Raw genomic sequence first — 15,434 nt, 5'->3', positions numbered from 1 at the left:
ATCACGTTAATCTTGCTTATTTGCGACGATGTTTGGCAGTCGCTGCTAAATTTTCCTGCATAAACTCAAAACATTCAGGCTCATCACCTTTGGCTGCTTCACGCAATAAAATAGAAGTTGGATGCAGCAGTTTTTGGGTTAAACGATAGGAAAATTCCTGCAGAACCTGTGCAGCATCTTCACCTTTGGCAATACGCGCCATCGCCAAATTTAATTCTTCCTGACGCAAGCTTTCGCCATGTTCACGGTAAGCATGAATGGTCGCACCTGCTTGCTGAACTTTTTGATGGGTCACCAACTCAGTCACAAGCTGATTGACCATTAGCTCTGCTTCCACAGCCGCCTGACGACGCTGCGCCAAGTTTTCATCAATCACGCTTTGCAGGTCATCGACCCCGTACAAATACACGCCATCCAAGTTTTCAATTTTAGGATCAATATCACGTGGTACGGCCAAATCGACCAACAACATTTGCTGATAGCGACGTTTCTTTAACGCTGCTTTTACTTCAGGATAAGCAATCACCTGATGCAAACTACCCGTACAGCTTGAAATTACATCAGCGCGGTGTAAATTGGCCGCTAACTGATCAAATTCAATAATTTCAACTTCAACCCGATGCGCAATTTCTTGTGCCAAAGCTTCGGCACGAGCGCGGGTACGGTTACAAATTAAAATTTTAGCGACGCCCATCTCGGCCAAATGCTTCGCCACAAGGCTATTCATTTCGCCTGCAGCCACCACCATCACTGTTAGTTTTTCAGGATGGCTAAATACTTGTAACGCCAGTTGCGCTACCGCATAACCCATCGACACAGCATGGCTGCCTACGGCAGTTTCTGAACGTACCCGTTTGGCAGCATAAAACGCATATTCAAAAATTCGGTTGAGTTGTTGCGAAACCGTATGTGAGTCTTTGGCTAAAGACAGCGCAGTTTTGACCTGACCTAAAATTTGCGGCTCACCCAACATGAGTGAATCTAGCCCACTGGCTACGCGCATTAAATGCGACACCGCCTGTGCATTTTCATAACGATAAACATGACGACTCAATTGCTTCGCATCAATACCATTGACGTGTGCAAGCCAATCCAACACCTGTTCTGGATGTTCAGACATGGCGTAGACTTCGGTACGGTTGCAGGTAGACACCACCACCAAATCATTCAGTTCGGGATGTTGGCTTTGCTCAGCAAGTAAGGCACTTAACTTTTCTGGGTTAAATGCAATTTGCTCGCGCAACTCTACAGAGGCGGTTTGATGGTTGACACCCAATGCAAAGAAAGACATATCAGATCATCATTTCGCTAAATTTATGCTATTGTGCAATAACGGTGTCATAAAAAGCATTACTTGGATCAAGAAAAATTGCGTCAAACAAATAGCCGACCATACGGCGCGACAATTAAGCAATATTCTACCACATTCTTACTGGTCGGTAGCATGGCTTCAGTTGCTCATCTTAGAGCATCTGAAGAAATTTATCATGCAAATTCAAATTATAATGCGGTAAAACAAACCATGGTGGCAGAATTTGCCTTGGCTTATGGCGATATTCCAACTGCATTACACAACTACACGGTCTTGGCAATTAAGAACAATTCGACTTCCATTAAACAACGCGCCCTGAATATTGCCATTGAACAAAATGACCTACGTGCCGCATTAGATATTGCAACACATTGGGTGGTACAAGAACCATCCGATGTCCCTGCACTGTTTTATTTGGCGCACATTGCACTCAAAGCGCATGAATATGACTTGGCTGCAGAAACCTTAGATAAAATTCTAAATATTGATGCCACGGCTGACTTAGAACAAATTTTGGCGGGAATTTCCCCTGAATCTGTAGAAGACCGTGAATTTCTGATTCAAGCCCTGCGCACCAGCAAAGCCAAAGACAATCCATCTATTTTGGTATTGATTGCAGGTTTAAAAGCGCAAAATGGACAATATCAAGCCGCGCTCGACACCATTAACAGAGCGTTGCGCAAACGCCCGAAAGTCACTGGCTATATTTTAATGAAAGCCAATTTGTTGAGCGTACTTGGCAATGAAGAAGAAACGGCAGCTTGGTATGCAAAATCCAGCCGTAAACACAAAAATAATTTTGAAGTCCGTTTAGCCGAAGCCAAATATTTGGTCAAAAAAAATGAAGCAACTTTGGCGCTAACAAAGCTAGAAGCTATTTTAAAAAAATGGCCTACGGAAGATGAAGCCTTATTTATTGCAGGTTTGACCAGTATTGACTTGAAACAATACGAAAAAGCCGAAAAATATTTAGTAGAGTTGCGCTATTCAGCCCAATATCAAAACGAAGCCTATTTCTATTTGGCAGTCAATGCCGAGCGTAAACAGCACTTTGAAACAGCCAAAGCCTATTATCGTTTGGTGGATGGTAGCCTCTATACGGTTTCACGTCGCAACATGATCAGTATTTTTGCCCAGCAAGATAAACTGAACGATGCCCTGCGCTTTTTAACGCAGGAACGGGTCAACTATCCGCAGCACGCCAGTTTTTTATATCAGGCACAGGCCGATATTTTAAAACGTATGGATAATAAAAAAGCAGCACTGCGTTTGTTAGATGAAGCCATCAAAAACCTGCCCGATGATCCTGACCTGATCTATTCAGAAGTCTTACTATTGGATGCACATCAGGAAAAAGACAAACTGGATCAACTGCTCACCAAGTTACTGGAAATTGAGCCGAACAGCCCAACCTATTTAAATGCCTACGCCTATACTCTTGCACTGCAAAATCGTCGTTTGGATGAAGCGCGTCGCTATGTAGAGCAAGCACTTGAGTTTGCACCTGAACAAGCCTCTATTTTAGATACTTTAGGTTATGTCAGCTATTTGCAAAATGACTACACCGCTTCGGCACAAGCTTTAGAAAAAGCCTACGCCCTGAGTCATAGTGCCGCGATTGGCTCACGTTATGCAAAATCGTTGTATATGCAAGGCGATATTCAAAAATTCAGCCAAGTGTTACAACAATTACAACAAAATCATCCGAATGATCCGCAATTGCAACAATTAAATTCGCTATTGTTACCGCAGCCAGTTAAAAGAGTTAAATGATTCATGCGTTTATTTTCAAAATTAGGATTAACCCTTTTTGCCACCAGTAGCCTTGTACTGACAGGTTGTCAGCCTTTCGTACAAAAACCAGCCAACATTTCACAGCAAGTTGAAGCCGAAAATCAATTTAACCTACAAGGCAAAATTGGTGTGCGCACTCCGCAGCAATCTGGCAGTGCCTTTTTTACTTGGGTACAGCAGCAACAGCAGTTTGATATTGAACTGAGCGGTATTTTGGGTGTGGGTAAAACGCAAATTAGTGGACAACCGGGACAAGTCACCCTCAACAGTGCCAAAACAGGGTTGATTTATGCCGAAAGTCCTGAAGAACTGTTAGAACAAGCCACAGGTTGGCAAGCGCCCATCACCCACTTGGTCGATTGGGTACAAGCCCGACCTGCAACGGTCAATGCCCAAATTCAAAAAGACCCCCAACAGCGCCCGACTCAATTTATTGAAGATGGCTGGACAGTCGATTTAAGCTATAACGACAGTGCCAGTTTGCCAAACCGTCTGATTTTGAAACAAGCACTTGAATCAGGGCAAGAAAACCGTATTACAATGCTCATCCAAAATCGTTAATCACTTGCCAAGTTTCGCCATGATTCGTGTACCCTCACCTGCCAAATTAAATCTGTTTTTGCACATTACTGGGCGTCGTGACAACGGCTACCATGAATTGCAGACTATTTTTCAACTGATTGATTTATACGACTGGCTAGAATTTGAAGTCAATGATACTCAAAGCATTCAAATTCAGGGTTTAAACAGTGTCAATTTAGAGCAAAACCTGATTTACAAAGCCACGCAAATTTTAAAACCCTACGCGAAACAAGCCACAGGTTTAAATATTAAAATTGAGAAGCACATCCCTATGGGTGCAGGGCTTGGCGGAGGTTCATCCAATGCCGCAACCACCTTAATTGTAGTCAATCAACTTTGGCAATGTGGCTTGGATACTCAAAAACTAGCTGAACTTGGTTTACAGCTCGGAGCAGATGTACCGATCTTTGTGCATGGTCGTAATGCATGGGCAGAAGGCATTGGTGAACAGTTAACATTCATAGACTTAGCCCCAAAACAATATATTGTGTTAAAACCTGACTGTTTTATCAGCACTCAACTACTTTTTTCACAAAAAACATTGACAAGAAACACGAAGCCCACTAAATTCTGCGGCTATCAGATAAAGCCATCTGACTTTGGAAATAATTTTGAGCCTGTGGCACGAAATTTATACCCCGAAGTTGATGAAGCAATGCGTTATTTAGACCAATTTGGTCAAGCAAAGCTTACAGGTACAGGTGCTTGTGTCTTTACTGAAGTGACTGCAGAAATGAATGTAGACGACATTTTGGCACACTCACCATGTACTGCGTACGTTGTGAACAGCTTAGATGAATCTCCATTACGACATTTCACAGTACAATAGGGGTATCGCCAAGTGGTAAGGCACCGGTTTTTGATATCGGCATCCGTTGGTTCGAATCCAGCTACCCCTGCCATCTCTTTCACCTGTAGATTACTGTATTAGGGGTATCGCCAAGTGGTAAGGCACCGGTTTTTGATATCGGCATCCGTTGGTTCGAATCCAGCTACCCCTGCCATCTTACAGTGATCAAATCTAGGGGTATCGCCAAGTGGTAAGGCACCGGTTTTTGATATCGGCATCCGTTGGTTCGAATCCAGCTACCCCTGCCATTTTCTCGCATTAGACAGAACCCCCAATATTACCGCTATCCTGTTAATTTACCTTGACAGAACGCAGTAAAAATATTAAAGTTCTGCCGCATTAGGGGTATCGCCAAGTGGTAAGGCACCGGTTTTTGATATCGGCATCCGTTGGTTCGAATCCAGCTACCCCTGCCATCTATTCTTACATACACCAACCGCCAAGGGTGCTTCATGCCCAATCTTGTCGTTTTTAGTGGAACCGCGCATCCACAATTCGCTCAAAAAGTCGTAAGCCACTTGCACATTCCTTTAGGTGCTGCATCAGTTTCTACCTTCTCTGATGGTGAGATTGCTGTAGAGATTACCGAGAATGTCCGTGGTAAAGACGTATTTATCGTACAACCTACTTGTGCGCCAACCAATGACAACCTCATGGAAATCTTGGTGATGGCTGACGCGTTGCGTCGTGCAAGTGCAGGTCGTATTACTGCCGTTATTCCTTACTTCGGTTATGCCCGCCAAGACCGTCGTCCTCGTTCTACACGTGTTCCAATTACCGCTAAAGTGGTTGCAGATATGCTCACCACTGTAGGGATTGACCGTGTAGTGATGATTGACTTGCACGCAGACCAAATTCAAGGTTTCTTCGACATCCCTGTAGACAACATTTATGGTACGCCTGCGCTATTGGCTGACCTGCGTCAACAGTCACACGACAATCTCATGGTAGTTTCACCAGACGTTGGTGGTGTGGTTCGTGCACGCGCTGTTGCAAAACAAATGGGTGATATCGATCTTGCAATTATCGATAAACGTCGTCAAAAAGCGAATGAATCACAAGTGATGCATTTGATTGGTGATGTAAAAGATCGTGACTGTGTCATTGTAGATGACATGGTGGATACTGCAGGTACATTATGCAAAGCTGCCGATGCACTTAAAACTTTTGGTGCTCGCCGCGTTGTTGCTTATGCTACCCACCCTGTACTTTCAGGCAAAGCGATTGAAAACCTGAAAAATTCTGTGATTGATGAACTGGTTGTTACAGACACCATTCCTCTTTCAGAAGAAGCTCAAGCACTTGGTAAAATTCGCCAAGTATCTGTAGCAAGTATGGTTGCAGAAACAATTCGCCGTATTAACAACGAAGAATCTATTAGCGCAATGTTCGATTCTTATCTATAATAGAGCGCTAAATTTTCAAAGCCCTGCCACTTGGCAGGGTTTTCTATCACTAGATTGGTCGCAGATCTAGTTTATTTAAACTCAAAATAAGGATGTCTATCATGGCAAACTTCGTATTAAACGCTCAAGCGCGTGAAGCAGCTAACCAAGGGAAAGGTGCGAGCCGCCGCCTTCGTCACGCTGCATTAGTTCCAGCTATCATTTATGGTGGCGACGCTGAGCCTGTAACAATCACTTTAGAACTTCGTGAGCTTGTAAAAGCTTTAGAAAGCAATGCTTTCTTTGAAGAAGTTGTAGAAATCAAAGTAGGCGACAAAGTTGAAAACGTGAAAATCCAAGCGTTACAACGTCACCCTGCTAAAAACACACCTATGCACGCTGACTTCAAACGCGCATAAGTGTTCATGGTATAATTAGTGGCTAATATTTCACTGATTGTTGGTTTGGGCAACCCTGGTAAAGAGTATGCCCAAACCCGCCATAATGCAGGCTTCTGGTTTGTAGAACGCCTTGCAGATCAATATGGCATTACATTAAAAGCCGATCCTAAATTTCACGGGATCAGCGGACGTGGTAATATCGAAGGTCAAGACATTCGTCTGTTATTACCCACAACCTTTATGAATCGTTCTGGTCAAAGTGTTGTTCCCTTCGCCAAATTCTATCAAATTGCACCTGAAGCAATGCTGATTGCTCATGATGAACTGGATATGAACCCAGGGATCATTCGCCTAAAAACGGGTGGTGGTCATGGTGGACATAATGGTTTACGTGACATCGTGCCGCACACAGGTCCAAACTTCCATCGTTTACGCATTGGTATTGGGCATCCGGGTTCAAAAGAACGCGTGTCTGGTCATGTACTGAGCAAAGCACCAAGTAGCGAGCAAACTTTAATGGATGATGCACTTGCACATGCATTAGGTCGTATCAAGTTACTGGTCAATGGCGAAGTACAACAAGCCATGAATCAAATCAATGCCTATAAACCGAACTGATGAATCCACAATTGTTGAACAATCACACTTGCCATGTCGCAATTTTCAGAGCAAAATGCGCTTTCTGCTCGGAACTGACATCCAGCAAGCAGTGTTTGAATTCAACCATAAGATAAAATCTTAGGTCCACTAAGGAGACGCTCACCATGCTATCTCGTTTATTAAAATGCAAAATCCACCGTGCTTTTGTAACTCATGCAGAACTTCACTACGAAGGTTCATGTGCAATTGACGGAACACTCATGGATTTGGCTGGCATTCGTGAATATGAAGAAATCCACGTATGGAACGTGACCAATGGTAAGCGCTTCACAACTTATGCAATTCGTGGTGAAGACAACTCAGGCATCATTTCAGTCAATGGTGGTGCTGCACACCAAGCCGATGTAGGCGATATTATTATTATTGCAACCTTTGGTGACTTCACTGAAGCAGAAGCCAATGCACACGAACCACGTTTGGTCTATGCAAACCCAGACAATACCGTGAGTCACACTGCAAACTGTATTCCTGTACAAGTGGCTTAAGCCATTCCTGTACAAAATAAAAAAACTCGCAAATTTTGCGAGTTTTTTTATGGTTCAATAAAAGTCTTTCTAACCTTTAATCGCAAGAATTACAAATTAATCATCTTGCAAGCTATGCAATAAGCTATGGCTAATACCATCAGCCCTTAAAAATGCAAAATCATAACTTGCGGTTGCAAGCGCCAACACGCGACGTTCAAACTCCTGCCACAAAGGTCGCACTTCTTTGTAGTGAATGCCCAAGCCGCTTTCATCGGTAAAATGTCGATTTTTTTCACAAATTTTCAGTGCATGGTACAGCTTACGCCCTTTTGAAGCATCATCACGTAAACGCACCCGCTTAGAGCGGATAAACCCTTCGACATGACGCAGGTCAGCAAAAGGCAACATAGGCACTAAAATCTGATCGAGCTGTGCATCTAAACGACGCCAAACGGCAGTGTGTTGTTCAGACGTATAACTGTTCCATTGAATCACTTCATGGTTAAAGCGACGGCAACCTCGACAGACAGCATCACCAAACACCGTAGAACAACGACCTGCACACGGGGTTAAAGTGGCAATTTGACGATCCTTACTCAACACAACACTCCAATATTTAACAACACCTGTTGGCGCATCAACATGAACACAACATTCTTCTTTGAAACGAGTGGCATCATACCCCGTTCTGCTACATTTTTAAAATGTTGTGTCGTGCTTTAAAACCATGTACCGCACTCGGTTTTCTCGCATATTCACACAAAGCAGGTTAGAATATGCGCCTTAAATTTTTGTCTTTCATCTATTGGAGTACTCCATGAACGCTACTGTAGAACAGCTTGCACCTGTAGAACAGCCAGCGACCACGACTTGGGTTGTTGCCGCACTTTATCAATTCAAAGAAGTTGCAGATCCTGCCGATCTTCAACAACGCTTATTAGATTTGGTAAATTCAATCAACCTTTGCGGTACTCTTATTGTGGCAGGTGAAGGCATTAATGGAACTGTAGCGGGTGATCGTGCCGCGATTGATCAAGTTCACCAATTTCTGTTGAATGAAGGCTTTACTACAATGGAATACAAAGAGTCGCACAGCTCTGAAAAGCCATTCCGTAAAATGAAAATCAAGCTGAAAAAAGAAATTGTGACTTTGGGTGTAGAAGTAAAACCACGTGATTTAGTCGGTCACTACCTAGACCCGAAAGAATGGAATGAACTGATTGCTCGTGACGATGTCATTCTGATTGATACCCGTAATGACTATGAATACAAAGCAGGAACGTTTAAGGGCGCAATTGACCCGAAAACCGAAACGTTCCGTGAATTTCCAGAATATGTGAAACAAAACCTAGAACAGCATAAAGATAAAAAAATTGCGATGTTCTGCACAGGCGGGATTCGTTGTGAGAAGTCGACCTCTTTATTGTTGCAAGAAGGTTTTACCGAGGTTTATCACTTAAAAGGTGGCGTACTTAAATACTTAGAAGAAACACCAGCCGATGAAAGCTTATGGGAAGGTGAATGTTTCGTATTTGATGGCCGTACTGCGGTGACACATGGTATGCAAGAAGGTCAAAACACCAAATGTCATGCTTGCGGTTGGCCATTACTGCCTGAAGAAGTTGAATTACCAAGCTATGAACACGGTGTATCTTGTGTGTACTGTATTGATAAAACCAGTGAGAAACAAAAAGAAGGTTTCCGTATGCGCCAATCACAAATTGCCGCAGCTAAACGTAAACGTCTGTAATCCGTACAGGCTCATACACATCAACAAGGTCTAACAAAAGCCATGTTGATGTTGTATCGACCACTCTAATCATATTGAAAAAGTCCTCATCCAGTATGGGGATTTTTTATGTCTACATATATGCTTCACGCAAGATTACATAGAACATAAAAATACAACGCTTGTTTACCAAGCATTGCGCAATATCCCCAGATTGGGTGATAGCATTCAATCAAAATAAGCCACAAAATCTGTGGCTATATTGGTGCAGATGTTCAGTACAAACTCAACATCTCCCATAACCCAAAATTCAAGGATCGTTATGTATTCCTAAATTTATATGCCGCAATCAGGAGTGACGCTATGCCTAAAACAACAATTTCAAATTCAATGCACACACTACGTTTTACGCCTGTAAAATCTGTGACTGCTACGCATAGCGCAACAATGCAAGATGGTTTGGAACATGAATCTCATACTTTTATTGTGGCTTTAGGTGCAATTTTAGGCGGTATTATTGCGGCATTTGTTGGCTATCATCTACAAGCGCATTTCTTGAATTACGCCCTGCTCTGTGCCATTCCTATACTTGTGGCATATAGCTTAAGACGTGTATATATCTATACCCTGACCCATGCAGAGCTTGATTAAGTCTAAATTGCGCAAGACTTTACTGTTCGTCCAATACTGCTTAGGATAGAAGCACTTTTCTAAAGCACAACTTGCATGAACTTAACTGAATGGATTATTTCCATTATGGAACAACTGGGCTACCTTGGTATTGCCCTGTTAATGTTTCTGGATAATGTTTTTCCACCCGTTCCTTCTGAAATTATTATGCCCTCTGCAGGCTATTCTGCATCGCAAGGGCAATTACTGCTATTGGGTGTCATCATTGCAGGCTGTATCGGCTCGTTGTTCGCAGCGGCAGTGTTATATTGGGTAGGTTATCGCTGCAAACATGAAAGTATTTACCACTGGGTCAATCGCTACGGTAAATATCTATGGATTAAAGAACAAGACGTCCGAAACTCCCTGCATTGGTTTGAACAATATGGACATCGGATTGTATTTTTTGGGCGCATGATTCCCGCTATTCGTTCTCTCATCAGTATTCCTGCAGGCATGAGCCACATGCCATTTTGGAAATTTATGTTTTATAGTGGTTTAGGCACAATAATTTGGACCACTTTTTTAGCTTGCGTGGGTTATTATTTTGGTGAAAACCAACAATTGATGCAGCAAATTTTCAGTCAGGTCAGCCATGTCATTATAGGCTTGGTGCTCTTAGTCATCGCCATTTTTTTATACCGTAGGCATCGCCGTAAAATGCGTGACTAATGCTTGTGTTGCTGCGCAATTGAATCAATTTTTTGGGGAAAATCAGACATGAAACCATATTTATTATTTTTTGCTGCGGTTTACAGTATTACGCTGGTCTTACTCATTACCGTATTGATTTTTGGTCTGAACTTAGGTGGCTTGACCTTGCTCCCTGCATTAATTGCCGCAGCATTCATTAGCGCAGGACATTTTGTCAAAAAAGAACAACGCTTACCGAGCAGTGATGAAAAAATTCAACTGGTTTGGGGCTCAAGTGCGGTGGCAATTATTATTGGTAGCTTCTTTGTGTTTTTCTTGGTGCTGATGAATCCGAATGCAGAAGCCATTTTAAAAGCTGCAGATAAAGCAGGACTAGCACTGGCTGCGGTGGTGATGCTGTGTTTGATTGCGATTCATGGTGCAGTTTTTCATGTTGCCTATGGTTGGTATGCGAACCGTTATTATCAAAAAAAGTACTTATAAGCTTACCTAAAGTACGTATTTCACACTGAACCGCAACATCAAACACTTAAAATCAACATCAGGCTGATATATCACACATAAATTTACGTCTGACATGCGCTGTAACTGAAATGCATTCTGAATAGGCTATAAGCCTACATTGTAGCAGCGTAGATTAAGCCTATCATAGCGATTTATGAATATAGGAACGCTATAACGCATACAAAGATAAAAAGGTGATTCGAATGTCAGATTTTGAACGCAATGAAAAAATTGACCGTGATGTGGTTAAGAACTTACCAAAAGAAGAACGTGATCGCTTAAATGCCGATCCAATTACAGGAGAACCTGGTGCACACCCTGTCGGTACTGGTTTAGGTGCTGTTGGCGGTGCGGCTACTGGTGCAACAGTAGGTGCGCTGGGTGGTCCAGTAGGTGCTGTGGTCGGTGGTGCTGTAGGCGCTGTAGTGGGTGGTTTGGCAGGTAAAGGTGCAGCAGAAGTTGTGAACCCTACCGAAGAAGAAGCTTACTGGCGTACCAATAGCTTAAATACAACCTACTTTACAGAAACACGCAACCATTATCATGATTTAGATTATGATCGTGACTATCAAAATGCCTATCGCATTGGTTATGAAAACCGCCCACATTATGATACGCACACACGTTTCGAAGATGTTGAGCCCGATCTAAGAAGCAAATGGGGGCAAATTAAAGGCAGTTCACGCTTAACGTGGGAACAAGCTAAATTTGCTGTCAAAGATGCTTGGGATCGTGCGACACGCTAATTGGTAACATGATCATTGAAGCGCCATAATAAAAAACGCACTGCGATTTGCGCAGTGCGTTTTTTTTATGAGGATTACATATTACACAATATGTAAACCAAGCCATTAATCAGGCGTGTGGTACATCAAATATAATTCATTCAGGTTTTCAGGAATTTCTTCTGCAATTTCGTCCATTAACTGACCATTGCGACGGAAAGATTCCATTTGTGGATCTTCTTCATCAATGCCGCTAAACACCATCATTGGCAAAGTTAAATCAACCAATTGCTCTTCAAATTCAGGCGTAAACCATGCTTCTTCGTTTAAGAACATCGCATCGACAAAGCCAACGCTCCAATCACCCAAACTTGAATCAACTTCTGCTTCTTCAATTTCAAATGGAAACTCAATGCCTTCTTCATTGGCTAAACTTTGGCGAATGCTTTCTAACCAAGCCTGAATTTGCGCAATAATTTCAGCAGGCACTTTCTTTTGGTTGCCTTCAAACAATTCATTTAACCATGGGTCAAATTGAGGTCCAACTGCAATGGCACACAAGAAACCATGCGTTGCAGCGAAGTCTAGACCATACTCGTTTTGGTCACCATCTAGATATTCACTTAACAGGTCTAAATCTAAAGCAGTCATTTCAAATCCATCGGTGTCAATTTAGGGGTGTAGCATAGCATTTTCAATGCCAGATACAGTACCTGATTTTAGTCATCTTCATCGTCAAAATCGTCGTCATCGTCAAAATCATAATCAAAATCTTTGAGCTCACGTTCCAAACGACGTTGTGCGAGTAAATCATCAATCAAACGGCGCTTTTCTAAAGATTCTTTCGCGCTTATTTTGTTTGATGCCTCATCGAAATTAACATCATCATCACCGTAGTTATCATCTAGTTCAAAATCTGTAGAAGACACTAAAACTACCTCAGAATGAAAAAATGTGAAGGGTCTAGCCGCTATTTATCTGCCTTTATAAATATTGTCAAGTTTTATTTATTTTTTTCAAAAAACTGCAACATAGACAGCTTGCAACATTGCGGCAAATTTGTGTATTTATGAACAAGTTAGTATCATTATTTGAGATTCGCCCCAATCATAAAAATATTTTGCGGGCAAAAAGGAAATTGACTTGAAAAACAGTAATGAAGCCCCATATTCCTATCACATTCTTCATTCAAACATCATTTTAAAATCATGCTTGATTGATCAATTCACCCCCTATTTAAAGCGAATTGTGCTATCATGCACGGTTTTTCACTGCCACAGATTCAACGAAGAGTAAGCAAAGATGAGCGATATGAATTCCCCTACTTCGCAAGTAGCGGCTCTGATTAGCCGAGGCAAAGAGCAAGGTTACCTAACTTACGCTGAGGTTAACGATCATCTCCCGGACTCAATCACAGAAAGCGAGCAGATTGAAGACATTATTCAAATGCTTCAAGACGTCGGTATTCCTGTGCATGAACGTGCGCCTGAATCTGATGATGCAATGTTCGAGGATAATGCGGAAGCTGCCGACGAAGTTGCTGAAGAAGAAGCTGCAGCGGTACTTGCCTCTGTAGAAAATGAGCCTGGTCGCACCACAGACCCTGTGCGTATGTATATGCGTGAAATGGGTACGGTTGAGCTGTTAACGCGTGAAGGTGAAATTAGCATTGCGAAACGTATTGAAGAAGGGATTCGCGATGTACTTCACTCGATTGCCTACTGGCCAAACGCAGTGCAAGTGGTACTGCAAGAATATAAAGATTATGAAGCAGGCGAACGTCGCCTTGCCGATATTTTATCAGGTTATTTAGACCCTGAAACCGATGAAGAAATTCCAGAAGTTTTAGAAGACGAAGCCGATTTAGACAAAGAAGAAGACACCAGCAACAAACCAACCAAAGACGTCAAACTTGATGATGACGATGAGGAAGAAGAAGCTGAAGCCGAAGAAGAATCTGAAGCAGATTCAGGTCCAGACCCAGAAATTGCAAGAATGCGTTTTGGTGAATTGGAACAGGCTTATCTTGCAAAAATTGCTGCCATTGAAAAACATGGTCGTGAAAGTGCCGAAGCTCAAGAGGCTTTAGAAGCTTTAGCGACTGTATTTATGATGTTTAAATTTACGCCACGTTTATTCGATATTATTTCGGAAATGATTCGTGGTACACATGAACAAATTCGTACTGCTGAACGTGAAGTGATGCGTTATGCGGTGCGTCGTGGTCGTATGGATCGTACTCAATTCCGTACCTCATTCCCAGGTCAGGAATCTAACTTTGCTTGGTTAGACGAGCACATTGCCAAAGCACCTGCCGACCAAAAAGGCTATTTGGAAAAAGTACGTCCAGATATTTTGGCGTTCCAACAAAAAATTGCCGACATTGAAAAAGAGTTAGGCTTAGATGTTAAAGGCATCAAAGAAATTTCTAAGCGTATGGCAGTAGGCGAAGCCAAAGCCCGTCGTGCGAAAAAAGAAATGGTTGAAGCCAACTTGCGTCTGGTTATTTCGATTGCAAAAAAATACACCAACCGTGGTTTACAATTCCTAGACTTGATTCAGGAAGGTAACATCGGCTTGATGAAAGCGGTAGACAAGTTCGAATACCGTCGTGGTTATAAGTTCTCGACTTATGCAACATGGTGGATTCGTCAGGCGATTACCCGTTCTATTGCCGACCAAGCGCGTACCATTCGTATTCCAGTACACATGATCGAAACCATTAACAAGATCAACCGTGTATCGCGTCAATTGCTTCAGGAAATGGGTCGTGAACCGACTCCAGAAGAATTAGGCGAACGCTTGGAAATGGATGAAGTTAAAGTTCGTAAAGTTCTGAAAATTGCCAAAGAGCCGATTTCTATGGAAACGCCAATTGGTGATGATGAAGATTCACATTTGGGTGACTTCATTGAGGACAGCAACATCACCTCACCTGTTGATGCGGCAACCTCTGAAGGCTTAAAAGAAGCGACCCGTGAAGTGCTTGAAAACTTGACTGAACGTGAAGCCAAAGTTCTGAAAATGCGTTTTGGTATTGATATGCCAACCGATCATACTTTGGAAGAAGTTGGGAAGCAGTTTGATGTGACCCGTGAACGTATCCGTCAGATTGAAGCCAAAGCCTTACGTAAACTTCGTCACCCTTCTCGTTCTGAACACTTACGCTCGTTCTTGGAAAATGACTAAGATTGCTGCATAAATGAGCTATTGAAATTTTTAAATTCAGCCTCATTTATTCAACAAGACAAAAAACGCCTGCCCTATGCAGGCGTTTGATATAGAGATAGAGACACACGCTTATGACGTTATTCAACCGTACCCCATCTCGTGAACTACAAGAGCATCTTTGGGTGTTTCCAATGGATTACCCAATTAAACTCATTGGTGACGCGGGTGATGAACTGCGTATTGCTGTGCTTGAAATTTTAGTGAAGCACTTCCCTGAGTTTGATGCACAAAGCATCAGCATTACCCCATCACGCACAGGCAAGTATCATTCAATTACAGCACAATTGCGTTTTGAAGAATTGGAACAAGTGCATGCCATTTATGCAGATTTGGCAGCTTGCCCACTGATTAAAACTGCATTGTAATTTTGTAGATTGATTTTCAAATAACACGCTTTCGGGCGTGTTTTTTGTTTCTGCGCTGCCAAAATCTTATTCAATCCACAAATCCCCTACAGCCGCCACATTTTCG

Annotated in this window: 18 protein-coding genes and 4 tRNA genes; 18 read left to right on the top strand and 4 right to left on the bottom strand. The window is 42.5% G+C overall.

The window, feature by feature from the left end:
• Window positions 1-16 precede the first annotated feature (16 nt).
• Window positions 17-1,291, bottom strand: coding sequence for a glutamyl-tRNA reductase (gene hemA, locus FTU70_RS02340; protein ID WP_131260679.1), 1,275 nt, complete (start codon window positions 1,289-1,291; stop codon window positions 17-19).
• A 78-nt stretch (window positions 1,292-1,369) separates the two neighbouring features.
• Here hemA and FTU70_RS02335 point away from each other — a divergent pair, with 78 nt between their 5' ends.
• From FTU70_RS02335 to panD, 11 genes are all read left to right on the top strand, one after another.
• Complete coding sequence (locus tag FTU70_RS02335; protein ID WP_180059955.1) at window positions 1,370-3,085, top strand: tetratricopeptide repeat protein; 1,716 nt, start codon at window positions 1,370-1,372, stop codon at window positions 3,083-3,085.
• 3 nt (window positions 3,086-3,088) lie between these two features.
• On the top strand, window positions 3,089-3,667 hold the full coding sequence (lolB, locus tag FTU70_RS02330) for a lipoprotein insertase outer membrane protein LolB (RefSeq protein ID WP_179994697.1): 579 nt from the start codon (window positions 3,089-3,091) through the stop codon (window positions 3,665-3,667).
• 19 nt (window positions 3,668-3,686) lie between these two features.
• Window positions 3,687-4,517 (top strand): 4-(cytidine 5'-diphospho)-2-C-methyl-D-erythritol kinase, encoded by an 831-nt coding sequence (ispE, locus tag FTU70_RS02325; RefSeq protein ID WP_131260682.1) that lies wholly within the window; start codon window positions 3,687-3,689, stop codon window positions 4,515-4,517.
• A tRNA-Gln gene (locus FTU70_RS02320) sits at window positions 4,516-4,590 on the top strand. Before ispE ends, FTU70_RS02320 begins: the two co-directional genes overlap by 2 nt.
• A 27-nt stretch (window positions 4,591-4,617) precedes the next feature.
• Window positions 4,618-4,692, top strand: a tRNA-Gln gene (locus FTU70_RS02315).
• A 19-nt stretch (window positions 4,693-4,711) separates the two neighbouring features.
• A tRNA-Gln gene (locus FTU70_RS02310) sits at window positions 4,712-4,786 on the top strand.
• 93 nt (window positions 4,787-4,879) lie between these two features.
• Window positions 4,880-4,954: transfer RNA gene (locus FTU70_RS02305), tRNA-Gln, on the top strand.
• Window positions 4,955-4,990: 36 nt separating this feature from the next.
• A complete protein-coding gene (locus FTU70_RS02300; protein WP_004972226.1) occupies window positions 4,991-5,944 on the top strand; it encodes a ribose-phosphate pyrophosphokinase in 954 nt (317 codons plus the stop codon).
• Window positions 5,945-6,045: 101 nt separating this feature from the next.
• A complete protein-coding gene (gene rplY, locus FTU70_RS02295) occupies window positions 6,046-6,342 on the top strand; it encodes a 50S ribosomal protein L25 (RefSeq protein ID WP_004972228.1) in 297 nt (98 codons plus the stop codon).
• An 18-nt stretch (window positions 6,343-6,360) separates the two neighbouring features.
• Window positions 6,361-6,942 (top strand): aminoacyl-tRNA hydrolase, encoded by a 582-nt coding sequence (gene pth / locus FTU70_RS02290; RefSeq protein ID WP_179990210.1) that lies wholly within the window; start codon window positions 6,361-6,363, stop codon window positions 6,940-6,942.
• Between the two features lie 146 nt (window positions 6,943-7,088).
• The gene (panD, locus tag FTU70_RS02285; protein WP_004972232.1) at window positions 7,089-7,469 is read left to right on the top strand and encodes an aspartate 1-decarboxylase; all 381 of its coding nucleotides are present in this window, start codon (window positions 7,089-7,091) and stop codon (window positions 7,467-7,469) included.
• Window positions 7,470-7,565: 96 nt separating this feature from the next.
• Here panD and FTU70_RS02280 read toward each other — a convergent pair whose 3' ends face one another.
• On the bottom strand, window positions 7,566-8,051 hold the full coding sequence (locus FTU70_RS02280; RefSeq protein ID WP_179989235.1) for a DUF1289 domain-containing protein: 486 nt from the start codon (window positions 8,049-8,051) through the stop codon (window positions 7,566-7,568).
• A gap of 217 nt (window positions 8,052-8,268) precedes the next feature.
• Between FTU70_RS02280 and FTU70_RS02275 the strand changes: the two genes are divergently transcribed.
• The 5 genes from FTU70_RS02275 (at window position 8,269) to FTU70_RS02255 (ending at window position 11,753) form a co-directional block, all read left to right on the top strand.
• Entirely contained in the window at window positions 8,269-9,201 is a 933-nt protein-coding gene (locus FTU70_RS02275; protein WP_104853141.1) for a rhodanese-related sulfurtransferase, read from the top strand.
• Window positions 9,202-9,543: 342 nt separating this feature from the next.
• Window positions 9,544-9,831 (top strand): hypothetical protein, encoded by a 288-nt coding sequence (locus FTU70_RS02270; protein WP_096901025.1) that lies wholly within the window; start codon window positions 9,544-9,546, stop codon window positions 9,829-9,831.
• A gap of 75 nt (window positions 9,832-9,906) precedes the next feature.
• A complete protein-coding gene (locus FTU70_RS02265) occupies window positions 9,907-10,521 on the top strand; it encodes a DedA family protein (protein ID WP_096901026.1) in 615 nt (204 codons plus the stop codon).
• 48 nt (window positions 10,522-10,569) lie between these two features.
• Window positions 10,570-10,986, top strand: coding sequence for an ABZJ_00895 family protein (locus tag FTU70_RS02260; RefSeq protein ID WP_004972241.1), 417 nt, complete (start codon window positions 10,570-10,572; stop codon window positions 10,984-10,986).
• A 224-nt stretch (window positions 10,987-11,210) separates the two neighbouring features.
• On the top strand, window positions 11,211-11,753 hold the full coding sequence (locus FTU70_RS02255) for a hypothetical protein (protein WP_131260684.1): 543 nt from the start codon (window positions 11,211-11,213) through the stop codon (window positions 11,751-11,753).
• A 105-nt stretch (window positions 11,754-11,858) separates the two neighbouring features.
• On the opposite strand, the gene FTU70_RS02250 is transcribed toward FTU70_RS02255, so the two are convergent.
• Complete coding sequence (locus FTU70_RS02250; RefSeq protein WP_004972244.1) at window positions 11,859-12,383, bottom strand: YecA family protein; 525 nt, start codon at window positions 12,381-12,383, stop codon at window positions 11,859-11,861.
• A 68-nt stretch (window positions 12,384-12,451) separates the two neighbouring features.
• Window positions 12,452-12,661 carry a PA3496 family putative envelope integrity protein gene (locus tag FTU70_RS02245; RefSeq protein ID WP_004972246.1) on the bottom strand — a complete coding sequence of 70 codons (210 nt, stop codon included), beginning with the start codon at window positions 12,659-12,661 and terminating at the stop codon, window positions 12,452-12,454.
• 373 nt (window positions 12,662-13,034) lie between these two features.
• Here FTU70_RS02245 and rpoD point away from each other — a divergent pair, with 373 nt between their 5' ends.
• Together rpoD and FTU70_RS02235 are read left to right on the top strand one after the other, a co-directional pair.
• Window positions 13,035-14,921: an RNA polymerase sigma factor RpoD gene (rpoD, locus tag FTU70_RS02240; RefSeq protein WP_004972247.1), complete on the top strand. Its 1,887-nt coding sequence runs from the start codon at window positions 13,035-13,037 to the stop codon at window positions 14,919-14,921.
• A 113-nt stretch (window positions 14,922-15,034) separates the two neighbouring features.
• Window positions 15,035-15,328, top strand: a complete 294-nt coding sequence (locus FTU70_RS02235; protein ID WP_004972250.1) for a YbeD family protein — start codon at window positions 15,035-15,037, stop codon at window positions 15,326-15,328.
• The last annotated feature ends 106 nt before the right edge of the window (window positions 15,329-15,434 follow it).

Source organism: Acinetobacter sp. YH12135 (assembly GCF_013418565.1).
Taxonomy (GTDB): Bacteria; Pseudomonadota; Gammaproteobacteria; order Pseudomonadales; family Moraxellaceae; genus Acinetobacter; species Acinetobacter towneri.
This window is presented reverse-complemented; position numbering and strand designations above follow the sequence as displayed.